This is a genomic window from Actimicrobium sp. CCI2.3, from assembly GCF_035019065.1.
GTDB lineage: Bacteria > Pseudomonadota > Gammaproteobacteria > Burkholderiales > Burkholderiaceae_D > Actimicrobium.
Map to the genome: position 1 here is coordinate 25,941 of NZ_JASJWR010000004.1, position 20,754 is coordinate 46,694.

The following is a 20,754-nucleotide window of genomic DNA, read 5'->3' on the forward strand; positions in this document are numbered from 1 at the left end:
TTGCAATCGAAAATGGTCCAGCTCGCGGCATTAATGGAATGGACGCCCTCTTTCAAGAAGACATCGAGGTGTCAAAACAGGAGCGGCATCATCTTTCAATGAAAGGAGCATCCATCATGAAAATGACTATCGCTGGTATTGATTTGGCAAAAAAGCTTTTTAAGCTCACGTTGTGATAGTGATTAGATACGCCGAAAACAAGCCCACAAGAAGGCATGGCGGAGTCAATAAACAAGTGCAACACGTTAATGGGTCGTAGACGATTCGGCCTGTTTCATATTGTTGATGATCTCGCCATAGACTTCGAGCGGGCTTCGATAGCCGAGCACTTTGCGAGAGCAGGTATTCATCGGGTAAGCAATGGCGTCGAGATCGCCTTGCGTCAGTTGCGACAAGTTGGGTGTTGCACTTCAGTTTAGAGACTGCCCAGTATGAGCAAGCTTTGGCACAGCCGAATCCTTTGGCCTTCCAATTGATGATAATGGTGAAATTGGGATAAAGTGCATTGAATGAAGCCATGAAAGTCCTTATGTTAGTAGGGATAGGTAGAGTCTGAATTGGGTAGATTATTTTTTAATAAAAAAAAGCCCACGCACCTAATGGTGAGCAGGCTTGGTCTGAATTGACAAGTTTTGGCTCTGTTACATCAGCAGCGAATTTATTTCTTTTTGTACCGATTCCACAGCAGTCGTCCGACGAGAATTACAATAACTACCAGAGCAACCTTCAATGACAACAAGAGAATCACTACCTTTGCTGAGGCGGCACCAAAATTAAATAATGATGTACCAAGTGCAGCGAGAATCAAAAATATCCAAATCAAAGCTATTTCTTTCAGTGTGGTTGATGAGGTAAAAGTCAAATGAACAAGGCACATAATGGGAGCATTGAAGATGTTTTACTTCATACTCCAACCATTGCTACTATTCCATCTCAACAGTCTTCAGTAATTCGATTCGTAATTGTTCTTTTATCGGGCTAGTGATTAGATATCCACGTAGTAACCAAGCTTTCTCCTTCCTTCGGTGAGACTTCTACGATTGCGGCAAATCCAGCTTCAGAACGGGCATGTATTTCAATAACACCCGGTCGCGGAGCATCAGGTGACACGACTACATTCATAAAGGAGAGGCGTTCATCAATATTTTTTACGACACATTTAGCAGCCGATTGGCCATCCAGTTTACTAAGATATTTGCGAGGCTCTGTGCTCTTTGTATCAGATAAACTTGATTGCGTCCCTAGTAAGACTTCGACGCCATTCAAAATAAAAAACGTCGAAAAAGTAATGTCAATAATGGCATATAAAATGCTTGGAAGAGTAAACTAATTTAGGAGTCAAATATCAAAATAAATAAACGATAATGACGATTTATTTAGCCACTTGCGTGTTCCAAATCTTGAAGTCGCAAGCTAAAGTGGCTTTTGTTTTTATTGTTTTCTTTTTGCCTTCATCTGAACCATAATTTTCTATACTCTGTTCCATCCTTGCCAGATAGCAGTCCGATGCTTGCTTTGAGTAGATTGACGCGTCTATTGGTACTTGACGTGGCGGACATTTGTTTTGAGCCTGCAATTGGAGATTCAGAATAATAGTAGACAATCGATTATTGTTTTGAGCAAAGCGCGCTCCTTGCTGCATGGCACTCGTGTCTTTCCCCTCTCCCTCCGTATCTGACACTGCAATTTCTACGATATTACGATCAATGGTTGAATTCAAGGCCGCGCATGCCTCTGCAGAGCCGGACGATACGGGTGAGCATGCTACCAATGCACCGGCAAAAGGAATCAGTCCGAGCCAAAATCCAAAATTTTCAAGTTTGTTAAATTTAATTTTTGCCATGTTATTGCTCTCCCTATGTTTAATCGAATTGTTGCAAAACACACTCTCTAGAACTTGTTACGTCGTTACATAAATTTATAGAAATAGCGCTTTTCAATTGCCTCAACTACGGGCATCAGAGTCATTGCTCGCGATTGGGTCAAAACCAGCGCTATTTGAAATTGACTGCGTAGTTCCGCAATTCCTGCTCCATCTCGCTTTGCAATCTCTCGGGACTAATTATGCGGATATGTGGTATCCAATAATGCACGATCGGCAAGACCTGGTTAGGGTGGCCGACCTTGGCGGAAGCGATAAGACTTCCGTCCTCCAGTTCTTTTTCTATCAATTGATTTGCGATCAATGGACGTTGGTGGCGAAGGTGCTCAGCGCAAGCGCGGAGACGATTGCGAGTGATTTGATGGACATGATCGCTTTCAAGAGTGGTGTTGCCCGCCGGGTGGCGAGCGTATCTTTGTTTATGAACTTGATCGTTCCAAGGTTTCCCGTAGATCAATGCGGACTACGACTGTTGGCGCTTACTCGACTTTGACTTACCGGGCTGAATTTGACTGCCCCACATCGAATGTCTTCAATCCCGTGTTGGGTCGAGGTTTCTGAAGCGTATGAGTAGGGCAGAGATTTTCGGCTGCCTAGGTTAACTTGGCATCAACATCAACAATCACGCCAAAGCCAACGAAAAAATGGCTAAGCATCAACTAAAATTGTGACGATTTCGCTAAGAAAGATTACCTGTCTTGAACGCCGCGCCCGCCCACTGAACCTTAATAAGGTTGAGCGGGCGACGTAAAAAGGGCCACAGGCCGAAGCGTGTAACCCTGTGATTTAATGCTTATTTTTTTCTTCCGGGCCCGGACCCGGACTTGAATTAGCGACTAGCAGACCAAGACCACCCAACGGATACGAATAGCTTTTAGTTCAGGCACATTTTAATCAGAACAGCAAACTAATTTGCATCGTCCCGGTTGAGTAATGTCGATCGCACTTCTTTAATGTGCGTGCGACTGGGGATGATCTCGATAGCACTGTGGCACCTCCATCCGTGTAGGGTCGTAGATGTGAAACGGCTATTTTTTCCTTTTCTTGTCTTTCCATTTCTATGCCTCAATTAAATTTTCTTCTGGCGTACCCAAGCGATCTTGGCCCTTTTTCGTTCATTTATCCTTTCCATGCACCCGCCGGCGACGCGCATCTAGCATATTCCCAGGCCCATCGCGAACAACTAACGAGCGTCGAGCGTGACTGACAGTCTTGACGATTCTAAATCTTGTCATCAGGAAACTATATTGCCATGGAGAAAAATATAGCCCTTGGCGGCCTCAGTGACGACCGGATGGGAGGCCCATCCCGTGCCCTGAACGATGCCACCATGAGGCGGTACGGACCCCTGTTGCGCCTTTCTGATCAAATAAAAATTCATATTTTCTGTGACGATGTATTAGTCGCGATACGAACGATCAAGTCGATCCAGCTTACGCAACAATGAAGGCCATTCACGCGAAACAGGGTTATTAAGATCATTGACCCACTGTGCGTTTGTTAGCGCGACGACTTCTGCTGTGGGCATTGATAGACGTTGACCACTTGCCAGCGCCAGCATCTGGCTACGTGCCGATTTTTCCAGATAGAACATTTCAACGAAAGCATGGCCAACTGTTTTTTCGATCGTCAGCGTACCGTGATTACGAAAGATGAGCGCCGCATGCTGTTCCAAATTGATGATGATGCGATCGCGCTCTTCCGTCGATAGGGCAATACCTTCGTAATCATGGTAACCAATGCGGCCATGGAAACGCATTGCATGCTGAGTCAGCGGCAACAGTCCATCCTGACACATTGACAGCGCCATACCTGCCTCGGTATGGAGGTGCAGGATCGCTCCCGCATCTTTTCGCGCCATGTGTATGCCGCCATGTATGACAAAACCAGCCGCGTTGGGACGATAAATGCTGTCACCGATCAAATTACCGTCGAGGTCAATTTTGACGAGATTAGAGGCCGTGATTTCATCGAATGCCAGACCGAGCGGATTGATGAGGAAATGATGTTCCGGTCCTGGAACGCGCGCCGAGATATGACTGTAGATCAAATCATCCCAACCAAATAACGCGCACAAACGATAGGCTGCGGCCAGATCGATGCGGACTTGTTGTTCCTCTGCGCTGATGTTGCCGGCACTTACTGACTTGCCTGCCGGTAGCTCGAAACTACTGAAGGTGATTTTGTTGTCCTGCATGGCAATCTCCAAGGGTCTTTAACATGTCCTGCTGACCGGAAACGTACCCGGCATCAGAATATCCTGAGTAACTTTTTTTACATCCGAAACGCCGCAAAATGCCATCGTTAAATCCAGTTCATTGCGCAAGATAGTGAGGCTCCTGGTCACGCCTTCTTCACCCATTGCACCCAGGCCATAAAGATAGGAGCGACCAACATAGACGCCTTTTGCCCCCAAGGCCAATGCCTTGAGAATATCCTGACCTGTGCGGATGCCACTATCCATGTGTACCTCGATACGATGACCAACTGACGCGACGATATCGGGTAGTACAGAAATTGCCGACGGCGCACTGTCAAGTTGGCGACCACCATGATTGGAAACGATCACCGCATCGGCACCGCAATCGGCGGCCATGCGCGCATCATCGACGTCCATAATTCCCTTGAGAATCAATTTTCCCCGCCAGAGCCGTCTTAACCACTTGACATCATCCCAAGACAGCGATGGGTCGAATTGATCAGCAACCCAGGTCGCAAAGGAAGTCATGTTCGAAATACCATCGACATGCCCGATGATGTTGCCAAAGCCGTGACGCTTGGTGCGCAGCATGCCTAGGCACCAACGCGGCTTTGTCATCATGTTCTGCACATTGGCCATCGTCAGTCGGGGCGGTGCCGAAAGGCGGTTCTTCAAGTCCTTGTGTCGCTGCCCCTGGATTTGCAAATCCAGTGTCAGCACTAATGCAGAACAATTCGCCGCTTTTGCACGCTCCAGTAATTGCACGATGAATTGACGATTGCGCATGATGTACAGTTGAAACCAGAAGGGTTTGCTCGTGTGTGCAGCAACATCTTCGATCGAGCAAATACTGACTGTCGACAAGGTGAAAGGTATCCCGAAACGCTCCGCCGCTCTGGCTGCCAGAATTTCGCCATCGGCATGCTGCATGCCTGCCAGCCCAGTTGGCGCAAGAGCAACGGGCATCGACACCAACTGTTCTGCCATGCTCGATTCAAGTGTTCTGTTGGCGATATCGATCGCGACTTTTTGCCTGAATTTAATAGCAGAGAAATCGCTTGTATTGGCGCGGTATGTTGATTCTGTCCAGGACCCGGAGTCGACATAGTCATAAAACATGCGTGGCACACGTTTTTTGGCGAGGATGCGGAGATCTTCAATGCTGGTAATGATGGACATTTTTCAATCGCTCATTGGGTGGCTCGATGACATCAGTCGTGGCCAAAACGCGGGTCCCTGCCACGGCAACGTAGTTGTGATGCGAGCGTCGCGCTATCTTCACGTTTGAATGAAGCTCAATGTGGTTTTTCTAGAGGGACTCAACCATGGACAACTACCGCCATTGCCACAACGTGCTGGCGTTGTGAACCAAGACCAGCAATTCCCAGTTCGACGATGTCGCCGGGCTTTAGCCACACTGGTTCCGGTTTGAAGCCCATTCCAACACCCGGTGGCGTGCCGGTGATGATGACATCGCCAGGCTGCAGCGTCATGAATCGACTGCAATAGGAGATGATTTGTCGAACACTAAAAATCATCTTTGCTGTATTTCCTGTCTGCATCCGCTTGCCATTCACATCCAGCCATAAATCAAGGTTCTGCGGATCATTGACTTCATCTTTCGTGACAAGCCAAGGGCCTAGCGGTCCGAAGGAGTCACAACCTTTGCCCTTGTCCCATTGGGATGACTGAAACTGGAACGCTCGTTCGGACACATCATTCGCCACGCAATATCCCGCTACATAATCGAGTGCATCAGCCTCTGAAACATGACGTGCCTGTGAGCCGATGATGATGCCAAGTTCGACTTCCCAGTCGAGTTTGGTTGAGCCTATCGGCGCGATAATATCGTCGTCGTGCCCGCTGATGCAGCTGGTAGCTTTCATGAAAATGATCGGTTCTGTCGGGATCGACAAGCCGGCTTCTTCTGCGTGATCGCGATAGTTCAGACCGATGGCGATGAATTTCCCGATGTGATGCACCGGTGCTCCCAATCGTGGCGTACCCTCGACCAAGGGAAGCGAACGGGGATCGATCTTAGCCAGTGCGGCTAGTTTGTCTGGGCAAAGCTGTTCCGGAGTCAGGTCTGTGATCACGCCGGACAAATCTCGCAGTTCGCCGTCAGGGCCGATCAGTCCAGGCCGCTCTTTGCCAATGTGGCCATATCTACATAGTTTCATTATTAATAACCCATTCACGAAAGGTCTAAAAATATTTGGTTTGCGGTGTGTCGACCGGAATTGTTGATGATCGTATAAAACCGGATTGGACAGTCATTAGCGTCATGCCTGTGCGTTACATCAGAGATGCTGAAAAATTCCTGCATCCGTTGTAAAATATGGTACTACCGGTCATACCTGTACGGTACACTTATTTAAACTTATCTCCCACCAGTATTTTTAGATTTCGTTATTCCATTTTCGTCGTAAAAAGATAAACCATGAAACACGCTAAGCAGACCGCAACGCAGCGCACTGTAGAAATCATTCAGGAAGGTATCAAAGCCGGTACCTATCCAGTCGGTCAGGCGTTGCCCGGGCAACGCGTGCTGGCGCAAGAACTGGGGGTTGGAAGGCAGGCAATCCGCGAGGCCATCTCGGCACTGGAAGGATTGGGCTTCATCAGCGTCGAAGCAGGGCGAGGCACGTTTGTTGTCCAGCCGGATGAATCAGAAGCACGTTGGCGTTTCGCCTCGCAGTACACACTCGAAGACGTTTATGCGGTGCGTGCCGCGCTCGAATCCTTGTCGGTACAGCTGATTGCAGTGAAAGTGCCGCTGAAAAAAATCAACAGTCTGGATACGCTGGTCGATCAACTCGAAGCCGCAGTGGATGACGGCAATCTGGCTGCAATGAGCGCGGCTGACAGCCAATTCCACCGCAAACTGGCTGAACTGTCAGGTAATCCGCTGTTACTGGAAATTCTTGACACGTTCAATATGGTCATGACGGAGAGCAAGAACATTGCTTTTCTTGACACTTCGGAGACGAATCACCGATCCGTCGTTGCTGAACATCGCGGTATCGTCGCTTCGCTGAAGAAAAAAGATCCGGAAGCAGCTAGTAGTGACATGAAAGCGCACATCGTCAACGCGCAAAAACGCGCCCATCGGGTGCGCAAGAAAAATGCAATTTGATTCTGAGCAGTATAAATGTCAGGCAGTTCTGATCATTTGTTCCAGTCCAACATGATGTGGCGGAACAGTTTTTCCGCTTCGCCGATCCGCGCAACGTAGCAAAATTCGTCCGTCTGGTGCGCCATGTCGAGTTCTCCCGGCCCAAGAATGACGGTTGGCGGCATCCCTAGCGGCCCACGCAAGGCTGCTGCATCAGTGAAATAAGAGATGGTCTTTGGTTTGAGAGGACTGTCGAACAACGGCTGGCAGCGTGCGAATACTGTTTGTATCCAGGGGTTATCAGGTTCTGTAAAAACGCTGTCAATATCCAGGAGGGTTTGCAGGCCAATGCCCGAACCCATGCGGTTACACAGACATTGCCATATCTGACCGTGATCCTGTCCGGCAACGGTACGAATATCAATGGTCATTTCGGCAGCGTCAGGCACTGAGTTGATATTCAAACCACCACGTGCCGTTCCGACGTTGAGTGTCCCTTGTCCCATGAGCGTATGGGCCGGGGTAGAAAAATTGAATTCTTCCATCGCCAATGCAGCGCGTGCGATCTTGTAAATGGCGTTGTCGCCGGCTTCGGGCATGGATCCGTGGGCGGTCACGCCGGTCGCACTGGCTTTGAGCCAGAGCGCGCCCTTGTGTCCCACCATAGGTTCATTGCTGGTTGGTTCCGCCACCACGAGTGCTCCAGCCTTGCCAATGATTTCGGCCACATCTTTCAGGCCAGCCAGATGGAATGCGCCTTCGCAGCCGATCTCTTCGCCCGCCGTAATGATCAGGGTCAGGCCCGCGCTATCCTTGATCTCGTCGGCCACGGCGATCGCTGCGATGGTGAAGGCTGCAACACCACTTTTCATATCGCTGGAACCCCGACCGTAAAGTTTGTCGCCCATAATTTCCGCGCCGAACGGGTCATACCTCCATGGCGCTGTGCCCAGTGGAACCACATCGACATGCCCGGTGAAGCAAATGGGTGGCTTGTCAGGGTGCCCGCCAATGCGCGCGACAAGGGTGCTGCGGTGGGGTGCGAAGTCAACCAGGCGACAGTCGTAACCGGCTGCTGACAGCAGTTCCGCCAAGTACATCGTGCACTGGTCTTCATTGCCGGGTGGATTAATCGTGTTCATGCGGAGCAGAGTCTGTGTCAACTCAACAGCATCGTTGGCAGCGTTTCTTACTGAGTTGTCTGACATTTGCATCCTTATTTATTGAATACACGGATTACGCTGCGATTTTGCTGAATCAGTAGCTTCTCCAGCAGGCCTTGATTGCGGAAAACAGTTGGTGATAGCGCCGAGCGTTTCTATCCAACTCAAGCAGCAATGCTTAGCGGGTGATTTTTGCCTGGTCGGGAGCATCCAGTACTAGTTTTTGCGGCGCACTGTGTTCTTGCGTGTCTTCTCTGAAATGACGTCCCTCAATGACGGCGAACCGATCCGCATCATTAAGGGCAATCAAGCCGTGATGCCAGGTTCCCTTATGCAAGCTGATTCCCTGACCTGGTGATGTAATGAATGCGGTGATATTTTCCCACTCCGGATTGTCTCGACCTGTTGTTACGATAATAATAAAGCGGTGCATGCCCATTGGAATAAAAACCTGGCTGGCCTGCTGATGGCATTCAAGCTTTGTAATCTCCAATGGAAAGTGGCGTGCTTTTGCAATGTAAATCCCGATGACTGGACCACCGGCCTGACTATCCGAGTCAAAGCAGGCCAGTTCCGGATATCGCTCTGTCGTTCCATCGTTAATAAGTTCGGGTGCACAGCTATCGGGGTCGATGACCAGTCCGAAGCGGACGAAGTTTTTTGTGGTGACGCTGATGCATTCGATATGTCGCATTAAAAGATGAGCCCTAACCACTGCTTTACCTGTTCATGAAGATCTCCCTGAAACTCTTCCTTTTTACCCGCAGCAGTAATCCGGCCAAGACTTAACACATGGACGTGATCAGACATCCGCACAACGCGTCTTACATTATGGTCAATCAATAAAATCCCCATGCCGGATTGGGTAAATTTTTCTATCCACGTAAAAACTTCTTCGGCAATGATCGGCGACAGTCCGATGCTCGGTTCATCGATCAGACACATGCGGGGGTTTTGCATCCAGGCTTTGGCAAACTCCACCTGTTTCTGCTGTCCTCCGGAAAGGTCACCCGCTTGCGCTCGTCGTTTCTCGCGAACGGCAGGGAAGGCGGTCAGCACTTCCTCAAAGCGCTCTGCAATGACATCAGCGAATTTCTTCCTGCGCCCCTGCAGAGGTAGCAGAAGATTTTCCTCGACGGTCAGATAGGGAAACAGGCTGGATTCCTGCGGGATGCAGCAGATACCAAGATCAATCAATTGGTGCGGTCCTACCCCAGAGATGGACTCACCAAGAAAGCTGACTTTTCCAGCTTTTGGCGTTAAGAAACCACAGATTGTTTTCACCACCGTCGATTTTCCTGCACCGTTCAAGCCTATCAGTCCACTTACTTTCCCGGCATGAACTTGTAGCGAAACATCACGCAAGACGTCGATGTCCTGCGCATAGCCTGCTGTTACATTTTCGACGTTGAGTAGTAGTTCAGTCATGGCTGGAGTCCCCAAGGTACGCTTCTATCACCGGCGTGCTTTCCAACACGCTGCGGGTCGATCCCACCGCAATGACTTTGCCTGCATTCATGCAAACGGAGCGCTGACATAATTCGATAACAATCGGCATGTCGTGGCTGACGAGGACAAATGTCTGGCCCATGGCATGTCGGCGCCGTATGAAGTTAGCCATGGCTTCCCGCATCACCGGATGGACGGCGGCAAAGGGTTCATCCAGCAGCGCCATTCTCGGAGGTTTAATGAAGCACATGCCGAACTCAAGAAGCTTTCGCTGACCTCCTGATAACTCGCCCGCATTGAGATACTGGACGTGTGTCATGGCCAGTTCGCTCAGTAGCACCTGAGCGCGTTGATTGGCTTCCTTTTCGCTCAGTCCCATGGCCATACCCGCCACCAGCATGTTGTCCAGCGTTGTGACACGTCCGAAAACACGTGTCATCTGGAACATCCGTAGCAAGCCGCGCTGGGCCAGTTGAACCGTTGTCAGACTCGTTACATTTTCACCTGCAAAAATGACGTCACCGGCATCGGGACGGAGAAATCCCGACAGCATGTTGAGTACCGTTGTCTTGCCCGATCCATTAGGCCCGATCAAGCCGAGGATTTCACCTTCTTCGACGTCAATGCTGACACCGTCCACTGCTGCGACGCCGCCAAAATGAAGTGAAAGTTCCTTTGTCATCAGCAGGCTCATGTTGACTCCGTGGCAGTATCAGATTTGGACTTTTCACGCGGACGCCAGGTGGTAATCAGGCCCCATATTCCCGTGCGAAAGAACCGTGCGAACAGGATGACGAGCGCAGAAAAAACAATTAACTGCACGCCGCCAATTTCTCGCAACCATTCCGACGAAAGATAGACCAACAGCGCACCGAGGATCGGCCCCGACAGGGTGCCGATACCCCCGATAACGACCATCGAAATGACCAGTCCCGTTTGCAACAGAAGGCCGAGTTCCGGACTGACAAGTTGGCTGAATGTGCCATAGAGTGCACCGGCAAAGCCGCACATTGCGCATGACAGGGCGAAGGCCAGGGTTTTATATCGCACCACATCGATACCGCGCGTTTCCGCGCCGATTGAGTCATCCCGGATTGCCAGCCAAAAACGTCCAACTTTTGAGCGCATGAGCAGATAGAGTCCAATCAACATGAAGACCAGCACCGCCAGAAATAAATAGTAGTAACCGAGCCTGCTTTGCATCAGCGTTGGTACGTTCAGTCCTCGGTCTCCTCTCGTGAATTCATACGAATTACTGATGACGACGCGTGCGATTTCGGCAAACGACAATGTCGTCAGCGCCAGATAGGGCCCGCGCAGACGCAGAATTAGCCGTCCCAGCACCCATCCTATGAAAGCAGTCGCCAGCACGGCTGCCGGAAGGCCCAGCGCAAGCGGCGTTTTTAAATGGAAATTAAGCAGTCCTGTCGTGTAGGCGCCAAGCATGGCGAAAGCGGCAGGAGCAAGGGAGAACTGACCGGTGAATCCTGCTAGCAGATTCCATCCCATTGCCAGCATCGCGAAGTACATACTGACAATGACGATGCCGAGCAAATACGGCGAGCTCACGAATAATGGGATACAGGCCAGTGCGACGATCATGCCTAACGCTGCCTGAAAATCCGTGCGTAGCCTGTTGGCCCACAGATTACGAGGGGCGCTCATACTTCCCGTCCTTTCTCGCCGAACAAACCTTGCGGTCTGAATATCAGTACCAGGATCAGGAGCAGCAATCCGAACGCATCGCGATAGGCGTAAGACACATACACCGCGAAGAATGCCTCGAACACACCAAGCAACAAGGCTGCAATCATTGCCCCCCAAATCGAACCCATTCCACCGAGCACGACGATGACATAGGATTTGATTGCAGGAAACGCGCCGATATCTGGAGACGGATTGATGACCGGTGCTAGCAAAGCACCCGATAACGCCGCGAGCAAACCCGCGATGGCAAAAATCATGCTGGTGGTGCGTGTAGCGTCAATGCCTGCTAACGAAGCACCCAATCGATTTTGTGCGACCGCCTGGATTTGGCGTCCCCACAGTGACTTTTTGATGAACAGGGCAAGTCCGATGAGGACCGCCAGCGAGATACCTGCCGCAATCAGCTTTTGACCGTTGAGCATGATAGGTCCGATAGAGAATCGGGTGGTCTCGATGAGCTCCGGGCCGCGCATCGGATAGGGTCCGACGACTTTGTCGACAAGGTTGATCAGCAGAAGCGACAGACCGAAGGTGACGACAACGGCATATTCATCCTTCATGATGCTCCAGCTTGCATACCCGCTGTATAACGGACGCATCAGTGTGCGTTCCACCAGCCAACCGACAGCAGCGCCTACAGCCGCAGCGATGGGTAAGGCGATCCACGGCGAGACACCTAATTTAAGCGACACAAGTACGTAGGCATAAGCACCCAACATGTAGAACTCGCCATGGGCAAAGTTCACTACCTTCAAGACGCCAAAAATCATGGCCAGTCCGACGGCCATCAGTGCGTAAAACAATCCGAAGATCAAACCATTAACAAGCAGATCAATTGCCAGCATGACGGTCTCTTTCAAGGTTGTCGGCTGTTTGCCGTTTGGTCCATGGTGAAAGTGTTTCTAGCAACTCGGCGATCGCCAGAACCTGCCAGTCGGCGCTTCGTCTGCCGATGATCTGCAGGGCGAGCGGCGCGCCGTCCTCAGTGTGGCTCCATGGAATGGAAATGGCAGGGTGTCCTGTCAGGTTGAATGGCATGGTTAGTTGCGTCACTGCGGTATGCAGCGGATAAGTGCGACCCTCAATGTCGACGTGTGTCGCTCCGATAGCGGGAGCCGCGGTGCGCATTGTTGGACAAATCAAAAAGTCGGCCTGGCCGAATGCCGCGTCCACATCGTTAGCCAACCGGGATCGCATTTTCTGCGCCTTGAGATACCAGTGCCCTGGCAGAAAATTTCCGATTTCAAGCCTGACCCGGACATCTTCGCCAATGGCTTCACCGTTCTGCTGCAACAACGCGTTGTGGGTCGCGCTGGCTTCGGCACAAATCGTGTTTAACTGGATCGACGCTGCAGAGTTCATCCCGTCGATTTGAGTTACCGAGCAGGTTGCACCAGCTTCAGAAAGCGTTTCCATAGCTTCGGCTAACATCTCTCTCAAACACGGTGCTAGCGGCTGATCGAAGTAGCCAGCAAGCCGGGCGATCCTGCGTCCGGCCAGGCTGTCATAGCGCCAAGCCGGCATTGCCGACAAGTCCAGAAGGGCAGCAAACAGGGCTGCCGTATCGGCCACGGTCCGCCCCATGGGACCGACATGGTCCAGAGTGGGTGCGAGATCAAGCACGCCTTTCCTTGGCAAGACGTCGTAGCTCGGTTTGAAACCGACGATGCCACAACATGCTGCTGGCACCCGGATCGAGCCCGCCGTATCGGTTCCGAGGGCACCGTGGACAATGCCGGCAGCAATGGCGGCTGCCGACCCGCCACTCGATCCACCTGGGATTCTGTCTGGTGCGGCAGGATTGACTACTCTGCCGAAACGTGGGTTGTCGCTGGTAATTCCATAAGCCAATTCATGCAGATTGGTGGCGCCAATAAATGCAGCTCCTGCCCGTCGCAATCTTGCGACCACTTCTGCATCACGTAGCGCAATCGTATCGTTCAATGCGGCAGATCCACCGCTCAGCGGCCTGTCCGCGATGGTCATTAAATCTTTTATTGCCACGAGCATTCCACCCAAAAAGCCGGGTTCCCGTTGCGGTATTTCAGCTGCCAACCACGTGAACATGTTCCAGTGCGCCAGTTCCTTGGCACGATCCATGGCGTCCAGGATTTCCTGATCTGGTGTTACTTTAATGGCCAGTACCCGGTCCGGCACGCCATCGGCCACTGGCATGGCCGCTGGGCTGGCTACATAGGCAGGACAAGATGGAGTCGTCTGTGCACGGAAGTGCTGCAGCTCCGGCATATTCATGCCGAGTCGCTCAATCCACGCTTCTACCCGTTCGCCGTGGCCATAGCCAAGCCAGTCGACATAGTCGACTAACGATTGTCGCAAGTTGTTCACATGAGGCCCAATTTGGTTAAACGGCCCGGCCGCTGCCGGCCAGGCGATGCGGCGTTTTTATTTGGCGGGTTTTTGCAGCTTGCTGACATCGAGCGCTTGCCCCGGGCCCTGGATCAAATTGGTTTTTGAAACCGGTTGATTGACTTCCGTGAGCTGATAATTGACATATGGAATATCAGCCCATTGCTGGAAAGTGACGCCCGGTGTTTGGGAGAATGTGAAGTTGCCGCGAGCACCCTCGACGGTCATTGTTTTGAGCGTTTTGGTGATCACTGCGGGATCGGCACTCTTGCCTTGTTTGATCGCTTCTACAATGGTCAGTAGCGAATCGGCAGCCTGAAAAATGAGGCGATTAGGCTCGCCTTTAGTGCGTTTGAAATATTCTGCAGCAACGTCCTGTCCAATTTTCGGCATCGGCATTTTTGGATGATAGAGACCAAACGAGAGCATGTACTTTCCGGAGTCCTTGACGTTTTGCCAGAAATCCGGATAGTCGGCGAGGCCGGCCCCGTCATACATCCAGGTCTTGGGACTTGGTGCAACGCGTTGCTCATAGAGCTGGTTCATCAGGATGTAGGCAGCCGGTGGCAACATCACATTGACCACCATGTCGGGAGGATTTGCGCGCAGGGCGAGTATCGCTGGAGTGAAATCTTTACCTGTCCGATCCAGCGTCTCAAATTTGAAGTCGACTTGCGGGGCCTTCGCCTTGATCATCTCCGCCATTAATTTGGCTTGGCCGATACCATAATCGGTATTTTCTGCAAAGGCGACCACGCGCTTTACGCCCATGGCGACAATTGTTTCAGCCATTGCCGTGGATACTCTGGTGTTGTAATTTCCTGGATTAAAGACTTCGGGGTAACCTTTTTTTCGGACGTCGTCCGACCAGCAATTTGTATTAATGTAAGGCACGTTGTAGCGATGGGCGACTTCGATTTCAGCTAAACATACCGAGCTTTGATGTCCGCCTGTGACGGCAACAACCTTGTCCTTGACGATGAGTTTTTCAGTTGCAGATCTCCCTTTTTCGGGGATTCCCTGATTGTCTTCATAAACCAGTTTAATCGGCCGTCCGAGTACACCACCTTGTGCATTGATCATGTCTTTAATGATTTCAACGCCGTCCTTGACTTGCACTCCCTGCACGACCGAGCCTGGTGGGGATTGGGCGATGCTAATGCCGATGGCAATCGGCTCTTGAGCATGGGTAGCGCCACTGATAAATGCCAGAAATAGAGGAACGAGAAGAATGCGTTGCATGGTCGTCTTTCTAGAGTTGGAAATAGTGATGTCTCAGCCGGTCCTACCTCGTTCGTCTTTCTGGTCTTACCGGTACTACCACTTAATGTAATCTTATTATTTTTTTTGTGCAATAAAATTTTAGATCCGGGATACCCTCCTGAAATCGTATCTTTCGACAAGTGCGGAATGCCAGCCTTGGCGCAGATTATTGTCAGACATTGCATCGATAAGCTTTGGTTGGATTGCATCAATCAACATGACCAAGTGGTCAATGACAGCAATGGTCCTGCGGGGATCCGAAAACATACTGTGATTGCCACCGTGTCCATCACCCCGGCGGGGACACAATCCCCGTGCGGGGAGGTGTCTCCGCTTTTTTATTGATTGGAGATTCTCATGAAAAGCGGACGTTCCTTGTCGGATCTGGCTTTTGAGCTGCAACGGCAACGTAGTGCGAAGAACGATATAGTGGTGCGGTCGTCACTGATGATGTACCGCACCAACTTCATGGGTGTTCCGGATATGGATATTGACGAGAAGGGCGACGTGCGTCACTACGGCGTGAGCAAGCTGGCCCGCCGGTAACTGGCCGGACAGCCGATCTGGCACCCAAGATCGTCGACCCTCCAATGCTCAAGCGCTCCTGTGGATCGTCACGTGAAAGCTGTTCTTAAAGTGCGAGGAGCATCAAGCGATGGGTAATTGGAAAAACTGGATTCGGGGATTGCTGTTGACGTTGCCGTTGGCAGCACAGGCTCAGGTCGATCTGACGGCGCTAGGTCGCGCTATGGTCGGGCCACGGTCAAAAATACTAGTGCTGGGGACCGTGCATCTGCGCGAGATGCCAAAAGACTTCAATGCCGTATCGCTTGATCGCGTGCTCGACCGGTTGGCGACGTTCAGCCCCGACATCATCACCATCGAGGAAGAGTCTGGCGAGGAATGCGATCTCGCTGCCCGCCATCCAGCAAAATACGGCACGGATTATTGTGGGCCCACCGACGCGGCCAGGGAAGCCACTGGGCTGGACGTTCCTGCCGCCATCGTTGAAGTGGACATGACCTTAAAAGCCTGGCCGGCGCAACCGACAGCGGCGCAGCGGCGCCATCTGGCGGGGCTGTTTTTTGCGGCAAACGACCGCGTCTCGGCCTACGTGCAGTGGCTACAACTACCCGATGCCGAGCGCCGCTCCGGCGACAGCTTGAGCGCCGCGCTGGTGGAGATGCTTGTGCAGGACGGGAAACGCAACGATGAGAAATTCCAGTTGGCCGCGCGCCTGGCCGCGCGACTGGGTCTGCCGCGGGTCCACGCGGTCGACAACCATACCGGTGACAAGATCGATGTGCCAGACATCAAGGCGTTTGGCCAGTCGATTGAGGCGGCCTGGGGCACGGGCAGTGAGGAGTTCAAAGAGCGCATAAAACGAGAGCATGCCCTGTCGCAGGCGCACGATCTGCTGCCGCTATACCGCTACATCAACGAACCGGAACATCTTCGGGTATTAGCCGAAACCAACGTCAGACTGGCTTTGAACGCAACATCGCCACAAGGCTACCCGCAGATGTGGGTGGCCGGTTGGGAAATCCGCAATCTACGCATGGTGGCTAACATCCGCGAAACCTTCCGTGAGCGGCCAGGGGCTCGCGTACTTACCATCGTCGGGGCCTCACACAAACCGTGGTTCGATGCCTGGCTCGGTCAACTCCAAGGTGTGAACATTGTCGACGTGGAAAGAGTACTGGAATGACGCGATAGACGGCTTCTTGCCAATTCAGTCGCAGTTAATTCTGGTTGACCTTGATGGAATGCAGGCCGTCATACCTAGTTTGCGCGCAAAGTGATTGCCGGTTGGTATAGCCATTTTGCAATAGCGCGACTTTGGACGCTGTTTGTTGAAAGGCCTTATGAGCCTTGGCTCTGTGGCGGATTCAATATTGGCTATTATTCGAGCAAATTAGTCGATCGTTCGACTTTCGACATATGTAGTGGTGCCGCGCCTGGAAACCGGTGCACCATCCGCGACAGCCCGCTGTCCGGCAGCACCAGGCTGGACAGCGGTTTTATTGCCACGTCCTACAACTTCAAGTCACTCCGGCCAACGATGAGCTTTTACTTGTTCACCAGTTTTTTTGGCATGGTCAGCACGATCGCCGCAGCTATCACAAGCGATGTGGCGATGACGTAAAGCCCTATGTCAGTACTTTGGGTCATGTCCTTGATCCAGCCGACGATGTAGGTGCTGACAAAGCCGGCAAGGTTACCGACCGAATTGATCAGCGCAATTCCCGCTGCCGCTGCCGCTCCGCCCAGAAATGCCGGCGGTATCGACCAGAACTGGCTGAGAGCCGAAAAGATGCCGCCGGTGGCGACCGTCAGTGCCAGCACGACCAGTGCGGTGTTTTGCGGATAGAAAGTGCTGACGATCAGGCCGATGGCACCGACGACGGCCGGGATCGCGACATGCCAGCGCCGCTCGAACATGCGATCCGAATTACGTCCCATCAGGACCATGGCAATTGCAGTGACGCCATACGGAATCATCGTCAGCAAGCCGATGTCGAGGGCGTCGGTAACGCCGGAGGCCTTGATCAGCGTCGGCAGCCAGAAAGAAATCCCGTACAGCCCCATGATGATGCCGAAATAACAGGCACACAAGACCCAGACCTTGGTGTTCTTGAAGGCACCAAATACGCTGTGCGACTCGATGTTTTTTTCACCGGCGGCGACATTTTTTTCCAGCAGCGATTTTTCCGCCGGACTGAGCCACTTGGCATCACTGATTTTGTCGTTCAGATAAAACAGGACGATGATGCCGGTGATGATCGATGGAATCGCTTCAATCAGGAACAGCCATTGCCAGCCCGGCATGCCATACAACTGGTCAAACCGTTTCAGAATCCAGCCCGATAGCGGGCCGCCTATCAGGCCGGCGATCGGGATGCCGGTCATGAACAGTGCCGTGATCTTGGCACGCCGTGCCGATGGATACCAGTAGGTCAGGTACAGGATAATGCCCGGGAAAAACCCGGCTTCTGCCACGCCCAGGAAAAAACGCAACACGTAAAACATGGTCGGCGTTGTCACAAAGATCATGCAGGCCGAGATTGCACCCCAGCTAATCATGATGCGGGCGATCCACTTGCGGGCACCGAAACGATGAAGCGCTATGTTGCTCGGTACTTCAAACAGGAAGTAACCAATGAAAAAGATGCCTGCCCCGAGGCCGTAGACGCTTTCGCTGAATTTCAGGTCGCTCAGCATCTGCAGCTTGGCAAAGCCGACGTTGATCCGATCCAAATAAGCGAACACGTAACAGATGAACAGGAACGGGATCAGACGCCAGGTGACCTTGCTGTAGGTCGCCTCCTCGAAATCCTTGACCAGCGGCGGTACGCCGGTTGCCGTATTTTGCATGTTTGTCTCCAGTTATTATTTTATGGATTGCCCGGTGCGGATGACGGGTCCGGCCCGCCATCCTGTTTCTTGTTGCCCGGTCTTCTGTAACGAAGTTTTTATTCGAACATGTCGGGGCTGGTGTGTACCAACTGTTCGTAGATCGGTTGAAAGTGCAGCCAGCCGATGTATTCGCTGCCGACGTGTTCTCGGCTATAACGCGCTGCTGCCGGCGGCACCATCAGCGGCTTGATGCCGGTGGCTTCCACCAGCATTTGCTGCTTGCAGCAGCGTTCGAGTGCGATGAACCAGAACGCCGCAGCCTCGATGCTGTGGCGGCTGACTGTCAGTAATCCATGGTTTTGATGGATCGCCGCCTTGACGTTCTTGAAGTAATCCGCCACCGACAGGCCGGCGTTCTCTTCGACTGCGACGGCACCGGCTTCATCCCGGATCACGACATGATCTTCAAAGAATGCAGCAGCGTCCTGAGTGATCGGATCAAGCGGACGTCCGAGCGCGGCAAATGCGGTGCCGTAGACCGAGTGAGCGTGGCACATGGCGACGATGTCGGGATTGGCTTCATGCACCGCCGCGTGCAGTACGAAGCCGGCACGGTTCAAGGCATACTTGCCCTCGACGACCTTGCCGGTATGGTCGGCCAGGATCAGGTTCGACATCTTGACCAGTGAAAAATGGACTGCCATCGGATTGGTCCAATACAGTTCCGGAAATTCCGGATCACGGATCGTCAGGTGGCCGGCAAAACCGTAATCGAGATCATGCAGCGCAAACGCGCGGCAGGCTGCCACCAGGCGTTCCTTGCGATGCTGGCGCTCCTGCGCAAAGGTCTCGAAATCCGGGATCGTCGGAAAGATCAGGCCGGCCTGCTTCGGCTTGTAGATTGAATTATTCGATGGGTGGGCGCTGGTCCTGCGCAGTTCGTTTTGTTTAACAACGGTATTCATGATTACTCCAGACTCGGGTGGGAAGGCCACGCCACAACCAAGCGGTGCTGCCGCTTAATGGCGAGGTGAAAGGGAATATCGGGTTGTCGATGCCACGCCAGGCCAGGTAGGGCGTGCGACGTCTCGCTCAGAGATCGAGCACCAGCAGCTTGTTGCCAGCACGAGTGCTGCAGCGTGAAACGCAGACGGTCAGGTGATCCCGATGTTCTGCATCGCTGAGAATGAAATCCCGGTGATCGACGTCACCTGAGATGAACCTAACCTTGCAGGTACCGCAAAGGCCGGCTTCGCAGGAGGTTTCGATCGCAATGCCCGCGTGGCGCAGAACCTCGACAATGCTTTTTGATTCCGGTACCTGCAGCACGTCGCCGGTGCTGGCGATCTGCACCTGGAAATCATCGGTATTGGAATCTGCGGAAGCGCCCGCGCTGCCGGTAATTGCCGGGGCCTTGAAATGTTCAAAATGCACGCTGCCGTCCGGCCAGTGACTGGTGGCGCGGGCACAGGCATCCATGAAGCCGGTCGGGCCACAGTAGTAAAGATGGGTGCCTGCGGTATGCATCTTGAGCAGCGCGCAAAGGTCAAGACCGGCACCGGCTTTGCCGCCATCGAAATGCATGGTCAGGTGACCGGATTCGATCAGTGGCGCGAGCTCCTGTGAAAACGCCGCGAAGTCGGCACCCTTGCAGCAGTAATGGAATGCATAGTCGGCGCCGGTACGCTCGAAATGATGCGCCATTGCCTTGAGTGGCGTCAGACCGATGCCACCTGCCAGCAACAGGTGTCGGGTGGCGGTGCTGGCAATCGCAAAATTATTACGCGGCTGGCTAACCGTAATCAGGTCGCGCACTTTCAATGATGCATGGACCGCCTTCGATCCACCACGCCCGGCGTCATCGCGCAGTACCGCGATGACGTAGCGATGACGTTCTGCCGGGTCGTTTGCCAGCGAATACTGACGCACGATGCCGCCGTCAAGGTGGACGTCGACATGCGCACCAGCGGTGACTTGCGGCAGTTCGGCACCGCTAGGGTCGACCAGTTCATAGGAATTGATACCATTGGCTTCGCACCGGATCTGGCGGACCAAAAGGGTCAGGTGGGCCGGTGACGCTGCGTTCTGGCGCATGCCGGGATCGGTCATGGTGTTCATTGTGTCTCCTTGATGGTGATGAGTTTTACCCGGTGCCTGCAACGGCATCCGTACCCCGGATCAGCGGGATGTATCGGGTATCCCTTTGTTTTTTTCATGCTAAACGGCGTCCGCCGGATTCGTCTAATCGGAT

Annotated in this window: 21 protein-coding genes; 4 read left to right on the forward strand and 17 right to left on the reverse strand. The window is 52.5% G+C overall.

Annotated features, from left to right (window positions below):
• The first annotated feature begins 38 nt into the window (after positions 1-38).
• A complete protein-coding gene (locus QN370_RS03490; RefSeq protein ID WP_323581667.1) occupies positions 39-176 on the forward strand; it encodes a hypothetical protein in 138 nt (45 codons plus the stop codon).
• A 69-nt stretch (positions 177-245) separates the two neighbouring features.
• On the opposite strand, the gene QN370_RS03495 is transcribed toward QN370_RS03490, so the two are convergent.
• The 6 genes from QN370_RS03495 to QN370_RS03520 form a co-directional block, all read right to left on the reverse strand.
• A complete protein-coding gene (locus QN370_RS03495; protein WP_323581668.1) occupies positions 246-395 on the reverse strand; it encodes a hypothetical protein in 150 nt (49 codons plus the stop codon).
• 977 nt (positions 396-1,372) lie between these two features.
• Positions 1,373-1,843, reverse strand: coding sequence for a hypothetical protein (locus QN370_RS03500; protein ID WP_322125786.1), 471 nt, complete (start codon positions 1,841-1,843; stop codon positions 1,373-1,375).
• 151 nt (positions 1,844-1,994) lie between these two features.
• Positions 1,995-2,339, reverse strand: coding sequence for a WYL domain-containing protein (locus tag QN370_RS03505; RefSeq protein WP_322125787.1), 345 nt, complete (start codon positions 2,337-2,339; stop codon positions 1,995-1,997).
• 942 nt (positions 2,340-3,281) lie between these two features.
• Positions 3,282-4,079, reverse strand: coding sequence for a class II aldolase/adducin family protein (locus QN370_RS03510; protein ID WP_322125788.1), 798 nt, complete (start codon positions 4,077-4,079; stop codon positions 3,282-3,284).
• An 18-nt stretch (positions 4,080-4,097) separates the two neighbouring features.
• Positions 4,098-5,261, reverse strand: a complete 1,164-nt coding sequence (locus QN370_RS03515) for an alpha-hydroxy acid oxidase (protein WP_322125789.1) — start codon at positions 5,259-5,261, stop codon at positions 4,098-4,100.
• Between the two features lie 140 nt (positions 5,262-5,401).
• Positions 5,402-6,262, reverse strand: coding sequence for a fumarylacetoacetate hydrolase family protein (locus QN370_RS03520; RefSeq protein ID WP_322125790.1), 861 nt, complete (start codon positions 6,260-6,262; stop codon positions 5,402-5,404).
• 260 nt (positions 6,263-6,522) lie between these two features.
• On the opposite strand from QN370_RS03520, the gene QN370_RS03525 reads away from it, so the two are divergent.
• A complete protein-coding gene (locus tag QN370_RS03525; RefSeq protein ID WP_322125791.1) occupies positions 6,523-7,218 on the forward strand; it encodes a FadR/GntR family transcriptional regulator in 696 nt (231 codons plus the stop codon).
• A 32-nt stretch (positions 7,219-7,250) separates the two neighbouring features.
• Here QN370_RS03525 and QN370_RS03530 read toward each other — a convergent pair whose 3' ends face one another.
• From QN370_RS03530 to QN370_RS03565, 8 genes are all read right to left on the reverse strand, one after another.
• Positions 7,251-8,405, reverse strand: coding sequence for a M20 family metallopeptidase (locus QN370_RS03530; protein WP_322125792.1), 1,155 nt, complete (start codon positions 8,403-8,405; stop codon positions 7,251-7,253).
• Between the two features lie 133 nt (positions 8,406-8,538).
• Complete coding sequence (locus QN370_RS03535) at positions 8,539-9,054, reverse strand: ureidoglycolate lyase (protein ID WP_322125793.1); 516 nt, start codon at positions 9,052-9,054, stop codon at positions 8,539-8,541.
• A complete protein-coding gene (locus tag QN370_RS03540) occupies positions 9,054-9,788 on the reverse strand; it encodes an ABC transporter ATP-binding protein (RefSeq protein WP_322125794.1) in 735 nt (244 codons plus the stop codon). Before QN370_RS03540 ends, QN370_RS03535 begins: the two co-directional genes overlap by 1 nt.
• The gene (locus tag QN370_RS03545; RefSeq protein ID WP_322125795.1) at positions 9,781-10,503 is read right to left on the reverse strand and encodes an ABC transporter ATP-binding protein; all 723 of its coding nucleotides are present in this window, start codon (positions 10,501-10,503) and stop codon (positions 9,781-9,783) included. The genes QN370_RS03540 and QN370_RS03545 overlap by 8 nt, the downstream gene beginning before the upstream one ends.
• The gene (locus tag QN370_RS03550) at positions 10,500-11,474 is read right to left on the reverse strand and encodes a branched-chain amino acid ABC transporter permease (protein ID WP_322125796.1); all 975 of its coding nucleotides are present in this window, start codon (positions 11,472-11,474) and stop codon (positions 10,500-10,502) included. The genes QN370_RS03545 and QN370_RS03550 overlap by 4 nt, the downstream gene beginning before the upstream one ends.
• Positions 11,471-12,361: a branched-chain amino acid ABC transporter permease gene (locus QN370_RS03555; RefSeq protein ID WP_322125797.1), complete on the reverse strand. Its 891-nt coding sequence runs from the start codon at positions 12,359-12,361 to the stop codon at positions 11,471-11,473. Before QN370_RS03555 ends, QN370_RS03550 begins: the two co-directional genes overlap by 4 nt.
• Complete coding sequence (locus QN370_RS03560) at positions 12,348-13,853, reverse strand: amidase (protein ID WP_322125798.1); 1,506 nt, start codon at positions 13,851-13,853, stop codon at positions 12,348-12,350. Before QN370_RS03560 ends, QN370_RS03555 begins: the two co-directional genes overlap by 14 nt.
• A gap of 66 nt (positions 13,854-13,919) precedes the next feature.
• Positions 13,920-15,125, reverse strand: coding sequence for an ABC transporter substrate-binding protein (locus QN370_RS03565; RefSeq protein WP_322125799.1), 1,206 nt, complete (start codon positions 15,123-15,125; stop codon positions 13,920-13,922).
• Positions 15,126-15,503: 378 nt separating this feature from the next.
• Here QN370_RS03565 and QN370_RS03570 point away from each other — a divergent pair, with 378 nt between their 5' ends.
• Together QN370_RS03570 and QN370_RS03575 are read left to right on the forward strand one after the other, a co-directional pair.
• On the forward strand, positions 15,504-15,692 hold the full coding sequence (locus QN370_RS03570; RefSeq protein ID WP_322125800.1) for a hypothetical protein: 189 nt from the start codon (positions 15,504-15,506) through the stop codon (positions 15,690-15,692).
• Positions 15,693-15,801: 109 nt separating this feature from the next.
• A complete protein-coding gene (locus QN370_RS03575; RefSeq protein ID WP_322125801.1) occupies positions 15,802-16,854 on the forward strand; it encodes a DUF5694 domain-containing protein in 1,053 nt (350 codons plus the stop codon).
• Between the two features lie 362 nt (positions 16,855-17,216).
• Here QN370_RS03575 and QN370_RS03580 read toward each other — a convergent pair whose 3' ends face one another.
• From QN370_RS03580 to QN370_RS03590, 3 genes are all read right to left on the reverse strand, one after another.
• Complete coding sequence (locus QN370_RS03580; RefSeq protein WP_322125802.1) at positions 17,217-18,521, reverse strand: MFS transporter; 1,305 nt, start codon at positions 18,519-18,521, stop codon at positions 17,217-17,219.
• 98 nt (positions 18,522-18,619) lie between these two features.
• On the reverse strand, positions 18,620-19,468 hold the full coding sequence (locus QN370_RS03585) for a class II aldolase/adducin family protein (protein ID WP_322125803.1): 849 nt from the start codon (positions 19,466-19,468) through the stop codon (positions 18,620-18,622).
• Positions 19,469-19,595: 127 nt separating this feature from the next.
• Positions 19,596-20,621, reverse strand: coding sequence for a PDR/VanB family oxidoreductase (locus QN370_RS03590; protein ID WP_322125804.1), 1,026 nt, complete (start codon positions 20,619-20,621; stop codon positions 19,596-19,598).
• Between the last annotated feature and the right edge of the window lie 133 nt (positions 20,622-20,754).